Below are 19,097 nucleotides of genomic sequence, written 5' to 3'. Positions count from 1 at the left end.
TTGGCCGGCGATTTTGGATTGGAGGGTTTGGGCTTCATCTTCGTTCCTTCGTCACTACGACGAAGCCCAAACCCTCCTCACATCACAACCTCAAATCTGTGCGATAGGCGCTGACGGGGGACAATCGGATGGGAGGCGATCCGTCGCCTGATCGAGCCCGAGCCAGTCGCCACCTCCACCGTCCTCTGGGTCGCAGTGGTCGGCGTGTTCGTCAACGGCATCACGGCCTGGCTGTTCATGTCCGGCCGCAAGGGCGACCTCAACATCCGCGGTGCCTTTCTCCACATGGCAGCCGACACGGCCGTGACGGTCGGGGTCATCGTCGCCGCGCTGCTGATCATGTGGACGGGCTGGACCTGGCTCGACCCTGCCGTCAGTCTGGTCATCGCGGCAGTCATCCTGGTCGGCACCTGGGGGCTCTTGAAGGATTCCATCAGGCTCGCCGTCGACGCGGTCCCACCGGGGATAGACCTCGACGCGGTTCGCGTGCACCTCGCGGCGGCGGATTGCGTGGAGGAGGTACACGACCTTCATGTCTGGGGGATGAGCACTACCGAGACCGCGATGACCGTCCACCTCGTCTGCACGGACCGGGAGGCGACCGACGCGATGATGTCGCGGCTTCCGGGCGAAATGCACGACAAGTTCGGGATCGAGCACTGCACGGTGCAGGTCGAAACGCCGGAGGTCGCGCAGGCCTGCCGGCTCCGGCCGGCTCACGTCGTCTGACGAGGGCGACTGCCGCGACGGTAAATGCCGTCAGTCGGCTCGCGCTTCTGCGTGATGATGATCCTCGAGCTTCTCGCCCGGGGCGCGGATCTCGGCGGTCACCATCTGGCTTTCGCCGTCGCCGAACACGAGAGTGAGAGGGATCTTTCCTTGGGGTTTCAGCGGGGAGCCCGTCGCTTCTATTTCCATGTGCAAGCCGGATCTCTTCATCAGGAGTTCCGACCGGGGCGGGATCGAAAGCGGCTCCATCGGCCCGGATGTCAACGCCGCGTGCGCTCCGATGCCACTCGCCACGGACAGCCCGGCGATAACGGGGCTGCGGACGTCGACCAGAGACCGATATCGAGAGGATGAGTTCCAGATGACGAGGTAGGCCTCCAGCGGCTCCCCGGTCTTCCGCGGAAGCACGACGTCAGCGTGCTCGACCTGCAGAGACCCAGCGGGGGCGCCTTGAGCCGGAACAGCCTGCAGCGCCGCCGCCATGCCCGGGAAGAGGACAGTAAGGCACTGAAGGAGCCTCTTGGAGACGGTGGTGATCTCCGGGAGCGCGCCCAGGATCGTCCGATGAACCCGGCCTCGTGGACCGCCGCTCCTAATGCTGATCATGGATGCACTCACAGTGGTCCCCGAGAACCTCGATGACGCGGCAGTCCGCGACCGTTTCGTTTCGGCAGCGGGTCATCCGCTCCACTTCCTCGCGGAGGGCGCTCAGCCTGGCGATCTTCCGATCGATCTCGGCGAGGTGAGTCCGGGCGATCTCGTCCGCGTCGCGGCAGGGACGGGACGGATGACCTGCGAGGTCGAGAAGCTGCCGGATCGCGTCCACCTCGAAGCCGAGTTCCCGAGCATGGCGTATGAACCGGAGGCGGCTGAGATCGTCCTCGTCGTAGAGGCGTCGGTTGCCCTCCGTGCGAGACGGTGATGGCAGCAGTCCGATCTGTTCGTAGTAGCGGATCGTGGGAATCTTGATACCGCTCGCCCTCGATGCGCCGCCGATGGCAACCGCTCTCTGCATGTTCTGCCCTATGCTCCCTGCTCCTCTAGCCGCTGGAGGAGGTAGTGTCGCCCCCGATCGGACGCAAGGAATTCATCATGGCCCAGACTGAGCTCTCGAGTTCGTCCGCAACGCGGACCAGAAGAGCAGGCGCGGTCGTCGGCGTTCTCCCCGCTAAATCAGCTTCCTTCCGCCGAGGACAGCTTGAAGCATTGGAGCTTCAGTTATCGATAGCAAGCAACCGCTCCACCTTCTCCCGCTGCACCTTCATTCCTTCGTGCATGTCCAGAGTGCCGACGAAGCCGCCATCCCGGTCGTAGAGGTAAACTCCGGCGGAGTGGTCGATTGTGTAGTCGCCGCCGTCCGTCGGCACCTTCTTGCGGTATGCCTTGAATGTGGAGAAGGCGCGCTCGACCTCCGCCTCCGAGCCTGTCAGCCCGACAATCTGAGGATCAAAGGACTCAAGGTAAGTGTTCAGAATCTCCGGCGTGTCCCGCTCCGGGTCTCCGCTGACGAGCACGACCTGGAGATCGTCGGAACGGGGTCCGAGATCGGCAAGGAGAACAGACAGTTCGCCGAGCGTGGTCGGACAGATGTCGGGGCAGTGCGTGAAGCCGAAAAACACAGCGACAGGCTTGCCGCGAAAGTCGGACCACGTCCTCGACTTCCCATTTTCGTCGATCAGCGCAAACTCGCCGCCGACAGGAATGGTGGTCGCCGTCCGAGCGGCAGGCGCAGGAGGGGGATTACCTGAGAAGGTCCATGCAGTGCCGACAAGAATGCCAGCGGTCGCGGCGACCGTACCCCAGAGCCAGAGACGGATGGTGCGCAGCCTCACGGCTTGTGCTTCTTATGAGAAGCCGCGGCAGCAGCAGCGCCGAAGCCTTCGACCATGAAGCGGACCGGCACGGTTCCGGCGCGCTCGAATGCGAGGGTTCCATCGAACGATTGGCCCTTCACGATCTGCTGCTTGAGGTCGAGCAGCATGACGTGGACGCCGCCCGAAGCGAGCTTGACGGTCGCGCCGGGCTCCACGACTATCCCGTCATCGACGCGGCGCATGCGGGCGACGCCGTCCTCGACGCTGGAAGCGTGGATCTCGAAGCGCCCGGCGACAGTTGCCGATCCTCCGATGAGTCGGTCGGCCTTCGACCCATCGTTGCGGATCGAGACGTATCCAACGCCGACCTTGGCGCCCGGTGACGTCGGCCGGGACGAGGGATGGTCGATCGTCAGGTCGCTGGCCTTGAACTCATGCGCCGCGACGGGGCCAAGGAAGACGAGACAGGCGGCGATTGCAGCCGCGAGGGTCGGGGGTGTCATTTCGGGTAGCTCGCATAGACGGTGGACGTGCCGTCTCGACCGACAAGAAGCACTTCGTAGGGTTGATCGCTCGTTCCCATTCCGGGGCTGCCAGCCGGCATGCCGGGAACGGTGAGGCCGACCGCGTCCGGGCGCTCAGCGAGGAGGCGTTTCACCTCCGCTGCCGGGACGTGCCCCTCGACGACGTAGCCGCCTACGAAGCCCGTGTGGCATGAGGTCTGGGCAGGCTTCAACCCTGCATCGATCTTCTTGGCGTAGAGGTCCGCCATGGCAAGGTTCTCGTTGGTGACCTCGAACCCAGCTTCCTGCATGTGCTTGATCCAGCCGATACAGCAGCCGCATCCCGAAGTCGAAAACACGTCGACGGTTTCGGCCGCGAGCGCCGGCAGGGAAAAGAATGCGAGCGCGCCGGCAAGGATTGTCGTCCGTTTGATCCTCATGGGTTCATCCTTCTTCGATGTCAGACCGGCGCCCAGTCGCAGGAGCCGTCGTTAGTCAGTTTACCGCGGCCTCCAGCGAAGCAGGCGCATGGCGTTGGCGGTCACGAGGACGGTCGCGCCGGTGTCGGCAAGGATCGCCGGCCAGAGCCCCGTAATGCCGACCACGGTCGTCACCAGGAACACGGCTTTCAGCCCGAGTGCGATGGCGATGTTGACGTGAATGTTACGCATCGTTGCCCGCGATAGAGCAACGAGGTCTGCGACGTCCGAAACCCGTCCGTGCAACACCGCCGCGTCCGCCGTTTCAAGGGCGACGTCGGTGCCCCCGCCCATGGCGATGCCAATGTCCGCGGCGGCGAGCGCAGGGGCGTCGTTGATCCCGTCGCCTACCTTGCCGACTTTCTTGCCGTTGCCTTGGAGCTCGCGCACGATCCGCTGCTTGTCCTCGGGCATCAGCTCGGCCCGGACCTCGATCCCAATGCCCGCTCCGATCGCCTCGGCCGTGCGGCGATTATCGCCCGTTAGCATCAAGGTTTGGATGCCCAGCGACGAGAGCCGCGCCAAGCCGGCGGCAGCGTCCGGACGGGCTTCGTCCCGAAGAGCTACCAGACCGATTGCCTCGCCCCTCACCACCAGAACCGAGACGGTCTTCCCCTGCGCGTTCAGCGCCTCGATGGCAGCCATCCGATCCGGAGCGAGCGGGGCGCGGGTCGCAGCCGCCCTCGGCGAGCCAAAGAAGGCGGCCTCCCCTCCGATATTGCCCGTGATCCCTTCGCCCGCGACCGCCTCGGCCATGAAGGCGGGGGGGATCGGCGCCTTCTCCGCGCCAGCCGCTTCAAGAATAGCGAGCGCCAACGGATGGCTTGAGCCACGTTCCAGAGCTGCCGACATCGACAGAACGACCGTCCGCGTGCGCGAGAACGCGACGACGTCGGTCACCTTCGGCTTGCCCTCCGTCAGCGTTCCCGTCTTGTCGAAGGCGATCGCTGTCAGGTCGCGCAGGCCCTCCAGCACGGCGCCGCCCTTCAGGAGAAGGCCGCGCCGTGCTCCGGAGGCAAGGCTCGCAGCGACTGCTGCCGGCGTCGAGATCACAAGGGCACAGGGACAGCCGATCAGGAGGAGCGCGAGGCCCTTGTAGATCCACTCCGACCAGTCGCCGCCGAACAGGAGGGGCGGCACGAGGGCGAAGAGGGCCGCGACCACCACGACGAATGGCGTGTAGACCTTCGAAAAACGGTCGATGAAGCGCTCGGTCGGGGCCTTCGCCTCCTGCGCTTCCTCAACCAGCCTGACGATACGGGCGATCGTGTTGTCGGCGCTCGTCGCTGTCACCTTCACGCGCAGCACGCCGCTGGCGTTGATCGTGCCGGCGAAGACGGGATCCTTGATGCCCTTTTGCTTCGGCACGCTTTCGCCCGTCACCGGCGCCTCGTCGACATCGCCCGTGCCCTCCACGACCTCGCCGTCTGCGGCAATCCGATCGCCCGGCCGCACGAGGATGACCATGCCGACCTCAAGGGCTCGAGCATCGATCTCGCGGGTCTCCCCGTCCTCTTCCACGAAGGCCGTCTTCGGCACAAGATCCCCCAGCGCCGAGATGCTGCTCCGAGCCCGGCTCGCCGCTAGGCCCTCTAGCATCTCACCGATGAGGAAGAAGAGAACCACCGCAGCCGCCTCTTCGGTCGCGCCGATGGCGACCGCTCCGACGGCCGCAACCGTCATCAGCATCTCGATCGAGAACGGGGTGCCAAAACGCGCCGCGGCGAAGGCGCGGTGCGCGACCGGTACGAGGCCCACCAGAAGGGCAAGGAGAAAGGCGATACGTTCGGCCGCGGGAAAGAGGTGGCCGACGGCATAGGCAAGAACGAGGGCGGCCGCGCAGGCGAGCGTGGCCCTCGTCTTGCGTGCCTGCCACCACGGTGTTGCCACAGGAGTGTCAGCGGGAGCGGCCGTGCGCGCACCCCCGGGCGAGACGGGCGCGGCACCGAAGCCGAGTTGTTTAACCTGCCGCATGACGGCGTCCTCTTCGACGCTTCCGTCGTGCCGCACGGTGAGGGATTCTGCCGGATAGGACACGGAGACATCGCCGACGCCCGGCATGCGCCGGACCGCTGTGTCGATCTTTGAGGCGCAGGAGCCGCAGTCCATGCCGCTAACGCGGAACCGCATCTCAGCCGGGGTGTCGCTCATCGTTGCCTCGTTCGGTTGGCCGCTTTTTTGCATCCTCTAGCCACTTGAGAAGCAAGCAGTTGGGGAGCTGCCCGGGTTCACGTCCGTGTGACTTGGACGGGGACGGAAGGATCAGATTAGGTCGGGCCGCGCACGCCGTAGTCCCGCGCCACGACCCGCTCATGGATGGCGTCGGGCGAAATGGCGGCGCCATGGAGAATGCCGAGGGTGGTGTCGGGATAGTGAAGGGAAACGTCACGGACCCCGTCGATATCGCGCAGCGCCCGCTCGATCTTCCGTCCACATCCAGCGCAGTCCATACCCTCAATGGTGAGGGTCGTCGCCGTCAGTTGTGCGTCCATATCGACCTCCTTGTGACTGGTCGACGGGATCCGTACATCCTCAAGTGACTAGAGGAGCAAGCGGAAGTTGACGAAGGTGTTCCAATCGGCGAAGCATCGCGTGCGAGCGGCATCAAAATCCCGACCATCCGGTACTACGAGCAGATCCGGCTTCTGCCATCACCACCGAGGACTGAGGGCAACCGTCGTCTCTATGATTCCGCGGACCTTCGTCGCCGGCGCCTCATCCGGCATGCCCGGGAGCTCGGCTTCGAGATCCAGTCGATCCGTGAACTCCTGGCGCTGGCCGGGGAGCCGGACCATCCCTGCACAAGCGCCGGCCTTATCGCTGCGGCGCGGCTCGCCAACATCGACCACAAGATCGCCAGGCTCACGGCGCTGAGGGTAGAGGTCGCGAGGATGACGGACTGCTCGAACCACTAAGTCGCCGATTGCCGGGTGAGCGAAGTGCTCCGCGACCACGGTCGTGCGCTTCCGACCGCCACTGGAGTACGGGGGCTTGACCTCGCGACGTCGAGAGCCTCTTTGAGGATCTCGTTCTCCATCGTCTTGCGGCCGAGCAGGCGCTCGAGGTCGCGGACCCGCTTTTCCAGATCGCGGACCCTCGACGTGCCGACCACATCCTCGTCGGCCTGGACCGCGGCATGGCCGCCCTCCAGCATCCGGCGCTTCCAGGCAAAGAGCTGCGACGGGGAGACACCCGCCTGCCGCGCCACAAAGGACACGCTCATTCCCGGCTGCATCGCCTCCTCCACGAGGCGGACCTTCTCGGCCGTCGACCATCGCCGCCGGCGCTGCACCGAGGTGATCATTTCAACCCGCGAAAACGGGCCATCAGGAGCTTTCGACATAGTCGTACTCATAGGCGGATGCCTATGCCTTATCGGCTATGCCGCCTGTCCGGTCAAAACGGGGTGCGCTCCAGTCTCCACTACCGTGCCGGGCGCCTCTATCTTAGCGATCAATCTGGCGGAAGTGGCAACGCGATTGCTCGAAGTCGGAATCCCCCGCGAGACTGTTACGCTGATCTTCGAGGAACTGCAGTAGAACGTCGTCGCTGTAGACGCCGACCAAGCGATGCTGGCGGCGGATTTTCGTGCGCTGACACGCACCGCCGGCCTTTCTCTTGGCGACCGTGTCTGTATGGCCTCGCGCGACATCTCTGCGTGCCGGCATTGACGGCCGATCGGCAGTGGGACGAAGTTGCCGAAGCGGTATTCGTCGAAGTCGTCCTGGTTCGCTAACCAAACCAAGTGTCCGTCGTCAGACCTGGGTTGGCTCGGCCTCCTCAAATTACAAACTCAATTCTGGGCCATCGGTGCTGACGGCGGACAGCCGCCAATATCTCCCTTGAACAGCGCCATCACCAGATCCGACTGGGTGACAAGCCCAATCAGTCGGGACGTCTCGTCAACCACCGCGATATGGTGCAGACCTGCTTTCGACAGAATCGGAACGAGTTCTGCGATGGAGGTCGTCGTCATGGCTGTCTGGGGATCTTTCGAGGCAATTTTCTCCACCGGCAATCGCGTCGAAAAGCCCTGGTGGAGACCGCGCTCCAACCGCTTATCCGCCCACAGGGACGGTCGTCCAAGACCCTTTCCGACAGCATCAACGAAATTCTCCCGCGAAAGGAGGGCGACGAGTTTGTGATCGTCCGTTGTCACCGGAAGCACGCTGAAATTTCGATCGCGAATGATGGCCCACGCCTCGCCGATCGTCGTTGTCGGCGATACTGTCACGACATCCCGTGACATCACATCCCCACAAGTCAGATCGCCTGATCGGCGCCGATAAGCCTCGTCCTCGGCCGTCGTCAGGATTTCCATCAGATCGTTGCGATCGATATCGACGACCTTTCCTCGGCGCTCCAGCACCACATCAAGATCGTCCAGCGTGAACCCGGTTCGATCCCGCGGCACCGGATCTCTTGTGCCATGGGGATTCACATTCCCTGATGGCCGCAGGCGCGGATATCTCCGTCCGGTCAATCGATTGTAGACAAGCGCCACCGCAAGCAAGAGCGCCGAGTTAAGCCCGATCGGAACGACGGCAAAGGCGAATCCCAAGGTGTCGGCGATCGGACCAGCCAGAACAGCGGTGACCGCAACCGCCCCACCTGGAGGATGGAGACATCGCAGAACGAACATAAGAGCTATGGCGACGCAGACTGCGACCGCTGCGGCAAGAAGCGGGTCGGGAATCAGCACCCGGCAACCAATCCCGACCAGCGCGGCAGATACGTTGCCGCCGATAATCGACCAGGGCTGAGCCAAAGGACTGGACGGCACCGCGAACAAAAGAACCGCTGACGCTCCCATCGGCGCAACCAGAAGAGGGATGGCGGTATCAACACTAAGGAGCAGGAGCGTGCAGAAGCCTGTAACGGCAATGCCGATAAGCGCTCCGATGCTGGCTCGCATTTGCTCGAACGCACTGATGTGGCCGAGGTCAGGAAGAAGACGAAGAAGAAGCCGAGCCATTGCGAGTGCCAACATGGGAAAGATAGTGCCGCATTTATCAGCATTCTGCACAAAAGACAGGCGTCAAAATTTGGTTGGGCATGGAGGCGCAACGTCTAAGCCTGCTGAAGCGCTCCACTTCATCGGCCTGCTTCAATTCGAGAGGCAGGCCGCATAAAATCGAAACATTTCTACACTTCTCCGAGGCAAGTCCAGTGCGGCCTGGATGTCGATCGACATGGTGTTTGCGCGGCCGCAACGACCATCGCCGTTTAAACCGTAGAACGACGGGATCGGTTACGAGTCGATGTCAAGACTAGGATCTGTGCCATGAGAAACTACAAAGCCTTCCTCAACACCGTCTTCGCCGGCATGGCTTTCGCCGCCATGGCGCTGCCGGCCCATGCCGCCGAGCACGAGGTGAAGATGCTGAACAAGGGGGAGAAAGGCATCATGGTGTTCGAGCCCGACCTGGTACGTGCCGAGCGGGGCGATACCATCCATTTCATCTCCGTCGATGCCGGCCACAACGCCTAGAAGATCAAGGGCATGATCCCGGAAGGGGCCGAGACGTTCAAGGGCAAGCCAAGCCAGGACGTGACGGTGACCCTGGACGAGGAAGGCGTCTACGGCATCCGATGCACGCCCCATTACGGCATTGGCATGGTCGCGCTGATCGTGGTCGGCGAACCGACCAATCTCGCCGAGGCCGAAAGGGTCAAGAATCCCGGCAAGGCCAAGCAGAATTTCGCTGACCTGTTCGAACGGGTGAAGCAGTAACTCACCCAAAAACGCCAGCTACGCAAACCCCAAAGGCCGGCGGTGATGAACCGCCGGCCTTTTTCGGCTCCTCGGCCGTTGGATCAGACGCGAATATCGACGCCCCGCGCACGCCATTGCGATATCTGATCGAACGTCATCAGGACGGCGGCCGTCGACAGGCATCGGCCCTCGCCGCGTTGTCCTCGACGACCGAAACACGCGGAAAAGCCGGCCTGACCAGCCCCTGACGCGGATGAATGATGTGTCCGAACCGGCCCGCGGCATCGAGCGTCGTGCCGCGCAGCATGGAGGTTGCCGCCGCCCGGTCGGTCAAGGTCAGCCGCTCCAAAACCGTGTCGTCATCCGGCCCTTGCTTCAGACCGATCCGCCATCCTCGTCCGTCACGCCCGCCGCCCAGCGCGACGACCTCGCCGACATCGAGCAGGACATTTTCGAAGCCCCGAGCCTTGAGCAGCGTCGCTACCCGGTCGGTGATAAAGCCCTGGGCGACGCCGTTCAGGGTCATCGCCATTCCGGGGCGCGTATAGGCGACGGCGCCGGCATCGAAACGAACCGCCTTGAAGCCGACCCCGGCGAGAGCGGTATCGAAGATTTTCCGCGGCAGATCACGCGATCGCGTGTTCGCTTTCGCGAAGTGTTCGGCATAGGCCGCGAACAGAGGCTGCACCGTCGGATCGAACAGGCCGCCGGTCTCGCAGTGCACGGACGCCGCAAGCGTCAACACCGCCAAGAGTTCGGGCGATGGTGCGGTTAGCTTTCGATGTCAGGCAAAGGAAACTACTACGATAATTCCATGGTCGAGAGCTTCTTCAAGACCCTGAAAACCGAACTCGTCTGGCGCGCCGTCTTCCAGACCCGAACCAAGGCGACCGCCGCGATCGACGGCTTCGTCGCCGTGCCGGGCGGTTCGGTCGGAACTATGCACCGCTTCGTCAAAGACGTCGTACCGCGCCTTACCGAAACAGGTCTCTTTCGGCGAGACTACGATTGAACGCTTTTCGCCGACCATCTCGGTATCGGACGATAGCTGACTAACAGTCCTTTAATGTCCGCAATGGGGCGTGCGTAAAATGATTGGAACGTCGGGCTGCAACTCTCCTGTATCCAATTTTGCAATGTGGCGGCGCGGGAGCCAGCTGGTCAGCTTGCTTCTTCCGGACGCTTTTTGAAGAGCGCTCACCAACTCGACTAGATCAAACCAAGCCGAATCGCGATAGAGGCGGCCTGCCGGCTGTTGGAGGCGCTGAGCTTGCGTGTGGCTTCGTCGAGATAAGAGCGTACCGAGCGATATCCGATGCCGACGGTCTCGGCGATATCCGGCATCGACATGCCGTCCGCAAACCACCGCAGGCATTCCGCCTCTCTTGGGGAAAGATGAATATCAGTAGCCATGGTCGCATCATGGTTCGCGGCGCCAAGCCGCGAATGCACAAAGGCAACCGCCATTGCTGCGGTCATGGGATCGGGCTCGCTGTCAATGCGTACCCGTGGATTGTCGGATGCCAACGTGAAGACCATTCGATCCTTGAAGCCAACGGGCACGGAAACTGAGAGACCAGAGCGGATTCCGAACCGGCTCGCGTCGGAGTAAAACTGTGTGATGTCTCGACGACCCGAACGCTTGGCGTCCGCTGCCGACCAGGAGAAGATCGGCGGGCCGTGCTTGGCGTTCGTTACAACCGGATCGACGCGAAGATAGTTGTTTCGAACGTAGATGTCCTGCCATTCGCGCGGATAGTTCGAAACGGTGAAGCTCTCGGGGCCGCGAAGGTGCAGATAGGCGTAATAGTCGAAGCCCGCATCTTCGGAAAAATCCCGCAGCGCACGGCGCGCGGCGCGCTCCTCGAGGGGAAGCGATAGCGTATCGATCAAATGTAAGAGCAACTCATCCACTGCTATGCAATTCCGACAAATGGCGGCGTTGCGAAGGATCGCAGCGCGCGAAGTCTCCGGGTTGGCCGCGATCCTCAGCATCACCGATACGCCCCTGGAAAGATGATGTCCTGATCGACCAGGACGTTGAATCGGTACCCAGGCCGGATCTCAAGGGTCGGCTGGATTTCGAGGTTCTTTGAAACCGTCTGCTGCGAGATTTCTCCGAAGGTTTCGGCAAAAGAGCGACGGGCGGCATCGGCCGCGCTGTCAGTTGCCCCAAAACTGGAACTGTCCTGCGGCAGAAGCATGTCGGTTCCAGCGCCGATCAGGGCAACCAGGATCGCCGAGCCGAATGTCTTGAGATAATGGTTGTCAACCTGATCATGGAAGCCGCCGTAGCCTGCCGCATCGGTCCCGGCCATGCCGCCGATCTGCAACGTCGAGCCGTTCGGGAAGATGATGTCGGTCCAGACCACGAGCACGCGATCCTGTCCGAAGGTCACCTTTGAATCGTAGCGGCCGAAGAGCTTAGAGCCCTGCGGAATGAGCAGGCGTCGACCCGTTGCGCTGTCATATACGTTCTGGGACACTTGGGCCGTGATGCGGCCGGGAAGATCGGAATTGATACCGGTGACGAGTGTTGCCGGTATCACGGAACCGCGTTTCAGTTCGAATGGTGACATCTGAGCGACGACGGAATTCGGGAGATAGCCGAGATCGGCAATATCCTGATTTAAGAACTGCTCTTTGCCCCCCTGTCTATTTGGATCGCCGTTTTGCCGACCGAGACCTGCCTGCAGCGCGGCGCCGTAGAGATCCATCGCGCTTCTAGGCTGGTTGGCTACGGAATTGGTCTCTGATGATTGCGGCATCGACGCAGTGTCATTCGTGTCGAGATCATCCAGGCTGACCGCGATCGGCGAATTGGCGGCGGCATCCATGGCCTGCACACTCGCCATCTTCTGGCGGTGATATTCGCGCAGGAGCTGCTCGTCCTGCTCACGCTTAAGTCGGGCGCGCCACACGGTTTCGGGTTCGAGCGCCGGAGCTGGAGCCCGAGACGGCGAGCCCGATGGTTCGGGTTTTCCTTCCGGCGTGAAGGGGTTGGCAGCTGGCTCTTGTTTGGCCGGTGGCTTGGGCTGAAACGGCGACGGCTCTGGATCGCCAATGATCCCATCCGGGACATCGCGCTTCAGGCGCTCCGCATCGCTCGACGCCGGCGGCGCCGATGACGGAGCGATCTGCGGATCGCCGCCGAAGCGCAGGCCGCGCGACGACAAGCCATAGAAGATCACCGCGAAAAACAGCACGACGAGCAGGACAGCGACGACGATCGGCAAGCGATTGAGCCGCCGGATTTTCGGGCCGTCCTGAGATGCGGCAGCGCCGAGCTTGAGAGACACCGTCATGCCGTGCCTGCCGACATCCGCTGCATGACGGACAAAGGGCTCGCCGGCGCAGCATCGCTGGCATTGGCCGTGTACATCCGTGTCAGCTCGACCCGGGCCGTCGAGAGCCGAACGAGCACGCCGCCCTCGAACGGATCGACAGAGTAGGCCAAGGCTGCCACCGCAATGCCATCCGTGGCCTGATCCGTGACGACCGCATAACCTTGCCCGCGCAAGGACGCCTCGAGGGCGGGGCCGAAGATGGGATCATGTCCTCGAAGAACGATGGTCGTGCTTCCCGGCCCGATTTGCTCAGACAGCGAGGCCACCATGTCCCCCGCGATCGCAGCTGCGGACTCGGGCGAAAGCTGAGCTGTAACGATGCTTTCGGTCAGACCCGGACCGCTCATTGTCTGGCAACCGGCGATGAGGCCCAGGCAGACCGACAGAGCAAGCGGACCGGCATAAGTTCGGAGTTCGCGCATCCCCTACCCTTTCCGCCCGATGGTGATTTTCTGCTGCTGGCGGCCGACACCGGAGACGAGGATTGCGCGGTCGAGATTATAGTCGACTACCATCATCGATCCCTTCATCCGGTAGTTGACGATCCGGTTCTCACCTCCTGACACGACGAACAGGACCGGCGCGTCCTGGCCCGAGAGCGAGGAGGGAAACTGGATGTAGGTCTTCATGCCATCGCTATAGATGCGCGTCGGCCGCCATCGCGCCGAACCGCTGACCCGGAACCCGAAATCAAGCTGATCGGCCGGAACGCCCGCGCCTGGGACGACGCTCGCTTCGATGCGCGCATTGATTTCCGCGAAGCGGGCGTTGACGTCTTCGGGATACTCGAAGCCGACGCGCGCCATGTACCGGCTGCGATCGGACTTCAATTGGATATGATATGTCCGTCGCGAGGTGGTCACGACCATCGAGGTGACGAGGCCGGGTTCGGACGGCTTGACGATCAGGTGGATCGCCTGCCCGCTTGGCGCACCGGAGGTCGCCGGCTCGACCTTCCAGCGAACCGTATCGCCGACAAGCACATCGCGAACGATCTCGCCGGCCTGCAATTCGATATCGCAGACCTGCAGCGGCGAACACACGACCGAGGGCTGAACCTCGCCATAAAGGAAGACGACCTTGCCGTCCGGCCCGCGGGTGACCAGGCCGTTGCGATGCTGCCACTCGCCGGACAGCTGCGTGCCGCGAACCTCATTTCTGTTCAGCTGCTGCGCGGAGGCGGGTAACCCCGTAGCTGCAAGCATGACGCCGGCGCACAACATTCTGTTGCGGCGTTTCATTCTCATCATTTGATTATCCCCTCATGCACTCACAGCTGCGCCGTCCAATCGAAATCCTTCAGGTAAAGCCCGATGGGATTGAGACGGATGACGGCCTCGTCCTGGGGTGGCGTCAGCGTCACGGTCGCAACGCCGCGAAACCGGCGGGCCGCCAGCTCCTTGCCCTGCCTATCGCGCTCGTATTCCGTCCAATCGATCTGATAGCTCTGGTTGGAGAGCGGCACGATGTTGGTCACCTCGACGGCGACCGTCATGGTCCGCGCCCGGTCGAACGGCGAATTGTTCCGGAACCAGGCATTGACCTTCTCGGTCGCCGGGTCGGAGGAGCGCAGCAGCGCATAGGCGCGGTCGATATATTGCTTCTGGACGACCGTATCGGGTGTCACCGACCGGAAATTCGTCACGAAGCTCCCAAGCGTTGCCCGCACCACGCGCGGATCGGCGTATTCGATCTGCTCCGGGTAACCGACCGAAGCGGCCGTGCCGAGTTTATCGACCTCAACGATATAGGGGACGAGCTTCACCTGCGTGCTTTGATAGAGCGCGTAGGAAAAGCCGATGACAGCGATGGCCATCCCGGTGATGCCAACAATGCGCCAGGCGACCGCGGCCTTCACATAGGAGCCATAGCGCTCATTCCATTCCTGGCGGGCTGCGAGGTATGGATTGTCGGGGACTGAGGTTTTCGCCATCTCGCATTCACGCCTTGTCGTCGCTGGAGGGCCGCGGCGTCGGTTTTCCCTGGCTCTGATCAAGCTTCGCGTTGGCAAGTCCGAGCGTGGAAGAGCCCCAGGTGCCTGGCACTCCGATGGCTTTGTCTCTGGCGGCCGAGGCGACGGCGCCGCCCGCGGCACCCGCCCCGCTTGTCATGCCCTTCAGGGCCGCCGCACCGAATGAATTTCCGGCAGCTCGGGCGTTTGAGAAAGCGGCCGCCCCTGCCCTCGCACCGCCGGCAGCCAGCGCAGCACCACCCGCTGCGAAACTTGCGGCTTGCGCGCCGTGGCGGATCGCCTCCATTCCACCCGTAACGGACACGCCTTGGACCATGCCCTGGACGATGTTCGGGACATACATGGCAATCACGAAGACCACGACGGAGATGCCGGCGATCGCGAGCGTCGAGAGGAACTCGTCGCCGTTCGACGGCGTGTTGGCGAGACCGATCAGGACTTCAGAGCCGATCTTGGCAATCATCACCAGTGCCATCAGCTTCATGCCCACCGAGAACGCGTAGACGAGATAGCGGACGGAAAAGTCCTTGGTGTAGCTGGATCCGCCGAGGCCCAGCATGATCATGCCGGCGAGCAGACCGACATACATTTCGACCATGACCGAGACGAAGATCGCGGCCACGAGACTGAATGCGATCACCACCACGACCATGGCGAACACCGCTGCGATCGCCAGCGCATTGTCTTCGAACAGACCGAACTGCGCCTTGTTCGACATTTCGCTTGCGACCTGCAGGCCTGCATTGAAGACGTTTGCGGGCGAGGCCGAGCCGCCGCCGGCGCCGATCTGAAACAGGCTGTCGACCACGGCTTTCGCGAAATCCGGCCCCTGCTCCAGGATGAAGACGAAAAGGCCGATGAACATGATCCGTCGCACCAACTCTGCAAACCAGGTGTCAAGCGCCGCCGCCGAGATTGCGAGCCAAACGGCGGCAATCCCGACCTCGATGCCGGCCAGGATCCAGAAGAGTGACCGGGCCGCATTCATGATGGTCGTCTGCCACCCGTTCGCGGCAGTGGCTATTTCGTTTTCGAGCTGCGTCAACAGCGCGCCCTCTTGAGCAAACGCCGGGACATGAGAAGCGACGACGACGGCAAGGCCAAGTGCGGCCAGGCTAGTTGCTTTTTTCGGCATCAGCCTTCTCCCTGCCGGTGTTCCAGCGAGGCCTCATCTCCTGGCCGCTGGTTGTGTCGTATGTTTTCCGGTCAGGCTCCGTCGCGGCGTTGGATCGGTTGGTGCCAGGCGACCCGGCGACGGTCCACGACAACGCTCCGATGATCGCGGCAAGGACGACCGCGGCAATGACGACAATCCTCATCACCAGCGCGGCTCCATCATCTGACCGCCGGACGTCGAGGGTGGCGTGGCGTTGAAGAACGTCTCTCTCCGGTTTTGCGCGAGGTCCTTCGCCGCCTGCTCCGACTGGTACCAGGCTCCCATCATCGTCGTCTGTTGAGACACCAGGCCGCGCAGCTTCTGGGCTTGGGCCACCTGTTGGGCTGCCAGCTCGTGGCCGACCTGAAGCGCCTGCATCTGGCCGACCGCACTTTGCGACATCGAGCGCAACTGGCTCATCGTCGCTTCTTCGGACGAGAATTGATCAGCGGTCAGACCGGCAGCCTTCAGGGTTGCCGCGATCGTGTCGCGATTGGTGTCCGACCAATTCTGATAGCTTGTCGAGAAGGTCTCGCCATTGGCGAGCCCGCTCTTGAAATCGGCAAAGCTCTGGAAGCGTTGCCGAAGCACATCGTCGGCATTCCCCATCGAGAAAGCGATCGACTGGCCCTGATTGACCAGAGAGCGTAGCTGGTCGAGGTCGCTTTCGACCTCGCCCCAAACGTGGTTTGGCAGGGTCAGCGTGTTCTGCAGCATGTTCTCGTAGATCTTGAGCTGGTTTTGAATCTGTTTCGCCAGCTGGGTGATTTGCGTCACCTGATTGTTGATCTGCTCGGTCGACTGCCCAACCAGACTGACAAGCTCGGAATTGTTGAGGAGCTGGGTCCATTCCGTCGCTCCACCCGTCGCCGATCCGGCGAAGGCGTCAGGGGCATGGAGCATCGACACGGCCAAAACTGCAGCCGAAGCGAGCCTAGCCGTTCGAGAGAAGGTGTCCGGCATCATCGACGCCCCTTTCATCGAGCCAATGGACCGGCCATTCTGCGCCGTGCCGCAGGCTGAGTTCACGAACGCGTTTGAGGTCGTCCTTGCCCGAGGCGCCGACGAAGGCGAGCGCGACTGGACCCAGCGCCATATCGAACAGGCGCCGGCCTTCCGGGGACGAGACGTAATATTCCCGCTTGGGGATCGCGGTGGCGACGATTTCGATTTGCCGCTCGTTGAAGCCGATACGTTCGTAAAATTCGCGCGTGCCGGATTCCCGCGCCGCGCCGTTCGGAAGGCAGATCTTCGTCGGACAGCTTTCCTTCAGGACGTCGATGATGCCCGACTGCTCGGCGTCCGAAATCGACTGCGTGGCGAGGATAACCGCGCAATTGGCTTTGCGCAGGACCTTCAGCCATTCCCGAATCTTGTCGCGGAAGATCGCATGGCCGAGCATCAGCCAGGCCTCGTCGAGGATGATCAGGCTGGGCGCACCTGTCAGGCGTTTCTCGATCCGGCGGAAGAGATATAAGAGGACGGGAATGAGATTGCGCTCGCCCATTTGCATCAGCTCTTCGACCTCGAAGGTCTGGAACGTCCCAAGCGCCAGCCCGTCCTTTTCGGCATCGAGGAGCTGTCCCATGGGTCCGTCGACTGTGTAGTGCTGAAGGGCCGTCTTGATCTCGCGCATCTGGACGCCGCTTACGAAATCGGACAGCGACCGGCCGCGAGCCGAGGCCATCAGGCCGATCTGCCGGGAAATCGCGTTGCGATGATCCGGGTTGATACTCACGCCCTGCATGGCGATGAGCGTCTCGATCCATTCGCTTGCCCAGGCCCGATCGCCGTCAGTGGACAGTTCGCTCAACGGACAGAAGGCAAGCGTGCCCTCCCCTGCCCCGATCTCGTAATGATCGCCGCCCGCGGCGAGCGTGAGCGGATAAAGCGACCGACCCTTGTCGAAGGCAAAAATCTGCGCGTCCTCGTAGCGTCGGAACTGGGCGGCGATCAGCGCCAGCAGGGTCGACTTGCCTGATCCGGTCGGCCCGAAGATCAGCGTATGACCGACATCGTCGCTATGAAGGTTCAAGCGAAAGGGTGACGAGCCGCTGGCGACTTGCATCAGCGGCGGAGCGTGTGGCGGATAGAAGGGACATGGTGCCGTGGGGCTGCCCGCCCAGACGGAATTCACCGGGATCAGATCGGCGAGATTACGCGTGTTGATCAGCGGCTCGCGCACATTGGCGTAACTGTTACCCGGCAAGCTGCCAAGATAGGCCTCCGTGGCATTGAGCGTTTCGATCCGCGCGCCGAAACCTTCTGCCTGGACGAGCCTCCTGACCGCCTCGGCCTGGCTGCGAAGGCGGGCTTCGTCCGTGTCGAACATGACGATCACCGGCGTGTAATAGCCGTAGGCGACGAGCTGGGAGGATGCCTCGGCGATCGCATCTTCCGTCTCCGCGACCATTGTCATCGCGTCCTGATCCACGGAGCGGCTCTGGGTCTGAAACAGCTGGTCGAAGAACGGCCGCACTTTCTGCTGCCACTTCTTCCGAGTACGCTCGAGTTTCTGCCGCGCCTCGTGATCGTCGAGAAAGATGAAGCGGCTCGACCAGCGATAGGTGAGCGGCATCCGATCGAGGGAATTGAGGATCCCAGGCCAGCTTTCGGCTGGAAATCCGTCGATGCCGATGACAGCGAGATAGCTGCCGTCCACCATGGGCGAAAGGCCATGGTGGAACTCGGCCGTAACCAGCCAGTCGAGATACATCGGGATCGCCGGCAGCCGGACGGGGTGGTTCTCCCCGAGAATGCAGAAGTGGATGAACTGGAAGAGTTCGTCGTAGCGCGCTTCATTACCACTCTCCGGATGAATGACTCTGCGTGTCACCATGCGGCGGATCATCAGCACGTTGGCGAGATACTGCTCGAACTCGCGGATCGACGCCTGAAACCTGTCGAGGACGCCATCGGCATAGGTCTGCGAGCGGCTGCCCTCGTCCGAATAGACGTACCGCGCCATGGCCGAGCGTCGCGGCTCCGGCGGACGATAGGTTAGGATGAGCGCGTGCTGGCTTTCGTAATGTCCTCGCTCAGCCATGAAATGGGCACGGCGTTCCTCGTCGATGGCCCGCGTGACGGGATCGGGGAAACGACAACTCCCTCGGTCGGGATAAGCCGTGGCCGGAACGCGAACCGCCTCCACCTGGATCATCCAGCCGGAGCCAAGGCGGGAGAGGATCGCATTGATCTGGCGAGAGACCTCATTGCGTTCTCTATTGGTCGAACTCTCCGAGTCCGGGCCGGCAAAGTACCAGCCCGCCATCAGCGAGCCGTCCTTAAGAAGGATGACGCCATCCGCGACCAAGCCCGCATAGGGCAAGAGGTCGGAAAAGGACGGGTCGGTGTTTCGGAAGTGCTTCAGCGCGACCATGG

At 62.6% G+C, this 19,097-nt stretch carries 17 protein-coding genes and 5 pseudogenes; 4 read left to right on the top strand and 18 right to left on the bottom strand.

The genetic code is table 11. The annotated features are described in order from the left end of the window. Positions 1-123 precede the first annotated feature (123 nt). Complete coding sequence (locus tag GTK09_RS24885) at positions 124-729, top strand: cation diffusion facilitator family transporter (RefSeq protein WP_163466112.1); 606 nt, start codon at positions 124-126, stop codon at positions 727-729. Between the two features lie 30 nt (positions 730-759). Here GTK09_RS24885 and GTK09_RS24880 read toward each other — a convergent pair whose 3' ends face one another. The 7 genes from GTK09_RS24880 to GTK09_RS24850 form a co-directional block, all read right to left on the bottom strand. Further along, on the bottom strand, positions 760-1,335 hold the full coding sequence (locus tag GTK09_RS24880; protein ID WP_163466106.1) for a copper chaperone PCu(A)C: 576 nt from the start codon (positions 1,333-1,335) through the stop codon (positions 760-762). Further along, a complete protein-coding gene (locus GTK09_RS24875; protein WP_163466105.1) occupies positions 1,322-1,744 on the bottom strand; it encodes a MerR family transcriptional regulator in 423 nt (140 codons plus the stop codon). Before GTK09_RS24875 ends, GTK09_RS24880 begins: the two co-directional genes overlap by 14 nt. 199 nt (positions 1,745-1,943) lie before the next feature. Then, on the bottom strand, positions 1,944-2,561 hold the full coding sequence (locus GTK09_RS24870) for an SCO family protein (RefSeq protein ID WP_163466104.1): 618 nt from the start codon (positions 2,559-2,561) through the stop codon (positions 1,944-1,946). Further along, the gene (locus GTK09_RS24865; protein WP_163466103.1) at positions 2,558-3,046 is read right to left on the bottom strand and encodes a copper chaperone PCu(A)C; all 489 of its coding nucleotides are present in this window, start codon (positions 3,044-3,046) and stop codon (positions 2,558-2,560) included. Before GTK09_RS24865 ends, GTK09_RS24870 begins: the two co-directional genes overlap by 4 nt. Then, positions 3,043-3,486, bottom strand: a complete 444-nt coding sequence (locus GTK09_RS24860) for a DUF411 domain-containing protein (RefSeq protein ID WP_203561194.1) — start codon at positions 3,484-3,486, stop codon at positions 3,043-3,045. Before GTK09_RS24860 ends, GTK09_RS24865 begins: the two co-directional genes overlap by 4 nt. A gap of 60 nt (positions 3,487-3,546) precedes the next feature. After that, the gene (locus tag GTK09_RS24855) at positions 3,547-5,676 is read right to left on the bottom strand and encodes a heavy metal translocating P-type ATPase (RefSeq protein WP_163466102.1); all 2,130 of its coding nucleotides are present in this window, start codon (positions 5,674-5,676) and stop codon (positions 3,547-3,549) included. 116 nt (positions 5,677-5,792) lie between these two features. After that, positions 5,793-6,017, bottom strand: coding sequence for a heavy-metal-associated domain-containing protein (locus tag GTK09_RS24850; protein ID WP_163466101.1), 225 nt, complete (start codon positions 6,015-6,017; stop codon positions 5,793-5,795). Positions 6,018-6,101: 84 nt separating this feature from the next. On the opposite strand from GTK09_RS24850, the pseudogene GTK09_RS24845 reads away from it, so the two are divergent. Next, positions 6,102-6,437 (top strand): annotated as a pseudogene (locus GTK09_RS24845) (MerR family transcriptional regulator); the annotation flags it as partial. A gap of 80 nt (positions 6,438-6,517) precedes the next feature. Here GTK09_RS24845 and GTK09_RS24840 read toward each other — a convergent pair. Both GTK09_RS24840 and GTK09_RS24835 read right to left on the bottom strand, forming a co-directional pair. Then, a pseudogene (locus GTK09_RS24840) lies at positions 6,518-6,880 on the bottom strand (transposase); the annotation flags it as partial. 438 nt (positions 6,881-7,318) lie between these two features. Next, entirely contained in the window at positions 7,319-8,500 is a 1,182-nt protein-coding gene (locus GTK09_RS24835) for an HPP family protein (RefSeq protein ID WP_246218119.1), read from the bottom strand. Positions 8,501-8,851: 351 nt separating this feature from the next. Here GTK09_RS24835 and GTK09_RS24830 point away from each other — a divergent pair. Then, positions 8,852-9,259 (top strand): annotated as a pseudogene (locus GTK09_RS24830) (pseudoazurin). A gap of 139 nt (positions 9,260-9,398) precedes the next feature. On the opposite strand, the pseudogene GTK09_RS24825 reads toward GTK09_RS24830, so the two are convergent. Further along, positions 9,399-10,001 (bottom strand): annotated as a pseudogene (locus GTK09_RS24825) (FAD:protein FMN transferase); the annotation flags it as partial. An 18-nt stretch (positions 10,002-10,019) separates the two neighbouring features. Here GTK09_RS24825 and GTK09_RS27260 point away from each other — a divergent pair. Further along, positions 10,020-10,151, top strand: a pseudogene (locus GTK09_RS27260) (IS3 family transposase); the annotation flags it as partial. A 299-nt stretch (positions 10,152-10,450) separates the two neighbouring features. On the opposite strand, the gene GTK09_RS24815 reads toward GTK09_RS27260, so the two are convergent. The 8 genes from GTK09_RS24815 to GTK09_RS24780 all read right to left on the bottom strand — a co-directional run bounded on the left by GTK09_RS24815 (position 10,451) and on the right by GTK09_RS24780 (position 19,095). Then, positions 10,451-11,236, bottom strand: coding sequence for an autoinducer binding domain-containing protein (locus GTK09_RS24815; protein ID WP_163466097.1), 786 nt, complete (start codon positions 11,234-11,236; stop codon positions 10,451-10,453). Beyond that, the gene (trbI, locus tag GTK09_RS24810; RefSeq protein ID WP_163466096.1) at positions 11,236-12,546 is read right to left on the bottom strand and encodes an IncP-type conjugal transfer protein TrbI; all 1,311 of its coding nucleotides are present in this window, start codon (positions 12,544-12,546) and stop codon (positions 11,236-11,238) included. Before trbI ends, GTK09_RS24815 begins: the two co-directional genes overlap by 1 nt. Continuing rightward, positions 12,543-13,010 carry a conjugal transfer lipoprotein TrbH gene (locus GTK09_RS24805; RefSeq protein ID WP_163466095.1) on the bottom strand — a complete coding sequence of 156 codons (468 nt, stop codon included), beginning with the start codon at positions 13,008-13,010 and terminating at the stop codon, positions 12,543-12,545. The genes trbI and GTK09_RS24805 overlap by 4 nt, the downstream gene beginning before the upstream one ends. A 3-nt stretch (positions 13,011-13,013) precedes the next feature. Continuing rightward, a complete protein-coding gene (gene trbG, locus GTK09_RS24800; protein ID WP_163466094.1) occupies positions 13,014-13,838 on the bottom strand; it encodes a P-type conjugative transfer protein TrbG in 825 nt (274 codons plus the stop codon). Between the two features lie 20 nt (positions 13,839-13,858). Then, positions 13,859-14,521 (bottom strand): conjugal transfer protein TrbF, encoded by a 663-nt coding sequence (locus GTK09_RS24795; protein ID WP_163466093.1) that lies wholly within the window; start codon positions 14,519-14,521, stop codon positions 13,859-13,861. Positions 14,522-14,528: 7 nt separating this feature from the next. Continuing rightward, on the bottom strand, positions 14,529-15,695 hold the full coding sequence (gene trbL, locus GTK09_RS24790; protein WP_163466092.1) for a P-type conjugative transfer protein TrbL: 1,167 nt from the start codon (positions 15,693-15,695) through the stop codon (positions 14,529-14,531). Positions 15,696-15,878: 183 nt separating this feature from the next. Beyond that, entirely contained in the window at positions 15,879-16,679 is an 801-nt protein-coding gene (trbJ, locus tag GTK09_RS24785) for a P-type conjugative transfer protein TrbJ (protein ID WP_163466109.1), read from the bottom strand. Next, the gene (locus GTK09_RS24780) at positions 16,651-19,095 is read right to left on the bottom strand and encodes a conjugal transfer protein TrbE (protein WP_163466091.1); all 2,445 of its coding nucleotides are present in this window, start codon (positions 19,093-19,095) and stop codon (positions 16,651-16,653) included. The genes trbJ and GTK09_RS24780 overlap by 29 nt, the downstream gene beginning before the upstream one ends. Positions 19,096-19,097: the final 2 nt, after the last annotated feature.

The sequence above is a fragment of the Jiella pacifica genome (assembly GCF_010500815.1).
Lineage (GTDB): Bacteria > Pseudomonadota > Alphaproteobacteria > Rhizobiales > Rhizobiaceae > Jiella > Jiella pacifica.
Note: the sequence above shows the minus strand (reverse complement) of the source record. Positions and strands in the feature narration are given on the sequence as shown.

Bases quoted from the DNA above. Each gene is read 5' to 3' on its own strand.
- trbL (WP_163466092.1), bottom strand. From the start codon at position 15,695: ATGCCGAAAAAAGCAACTAGCCTGGCCGCACTTGGCCTTGCCGTCGTC.
- GTK09_RS24805 (WP_163466095.1), bottom strand. From the start codon at position 13,010: ATGCGCGAACTCCGAACTTATGCCGGTCCGCTTGCTCTGTCGGTCTGC.
- GTK09_RS24795 (WP_163466093.1), bottom strand. From the start codon at position 14,521: ATGGCGAAAACCTCAGTCCCCGACAATCCATACCTCGCAGCCCGCCAG.
- GTK09_RS24880 (WP_163466106.1), bottom strand. From the start codon at position 1,335: ATGATCAGCATTAGGAGCGGCGGTCCACGAGGCCGGGTTCATCGGACG.
- GTK09_RS24875 (WP_163466105.1), bottom strand. From the start codon at position 1,744: ATGCAGAGAGCGGTTGCCATCGGCGGCGCATCGAGGGCGAGCGGTATC.
- GTK09_RS24815 (WP_163466097.1), bottom strand. From the start codon at position 11,236: ATGCTGAGGATCGCGGCCAACCCGGAGACTTCGCGCGCTGCGATCCTT.
- GTK09_RS24835 (WP_246218119.1), bottom strand. From the start codon at position 8,500: ATGGCTCGGCTTCTTCTTCGTCTTCTTCCTGACCTCGGCCACATCAGT.
- GTK09_RS24855 (WP_163466102.1), bottom strand. From the start codon at position 5,676: ATGAGCGACACCCCGGCTGAGATGCGGTTCCGCGTTAGCGGCATGGAC.
- GTK09_RS24850 (WP_163466101.1), bottom strand. From the start codon at position 6,017: ATGGACGCACAACTGACGGCGACGACCCTCACCATTGAGGGTATGGAC.
- GTK09_RS24865 (WP_163466103.1), bottom strand. From the start codon at position 3,046: ATGACACCCCCGACCCTCGCGGCTGCAATCGCCGCCTGTCTCGTCTTC.
- trbI (WP_163466096.1), bottom strand. From the start codon at position 12,546: ATGACGGTGTCTCTCAAGCTCGGCGCTGCCGCATCTCAGGACGGCCCG.
- GTK09_RS24860 (WP_203561194.1), bottom strand. From the start codon at position 3,486: ATGAGGATCAAACGGACGACAATCCTTGCCGGCGCGCTCGCATTCTTT.
- trbG (WP_163466094.1), bottom strand. From the start codon at position 13,838: ATGATGAGAATGAAACGCCGCAACAGAATGTTGTGCGCCGGCGTCATG.
- trbJ (WP_163466109.1), bottom strand. From the start codon at position 16,679: ATGCCGGACACCTTCTCTCGAACGGCTAGGCTCGCTTCGGCTGCAGTT.
- GTK09_RS24780 (WP_163466091.1), bottom strand. From the start codon at position 19,095: ATGGTCGCGCTGAAGCACTTCCGAAACACCGACCCGTCCTTTTCCGAC.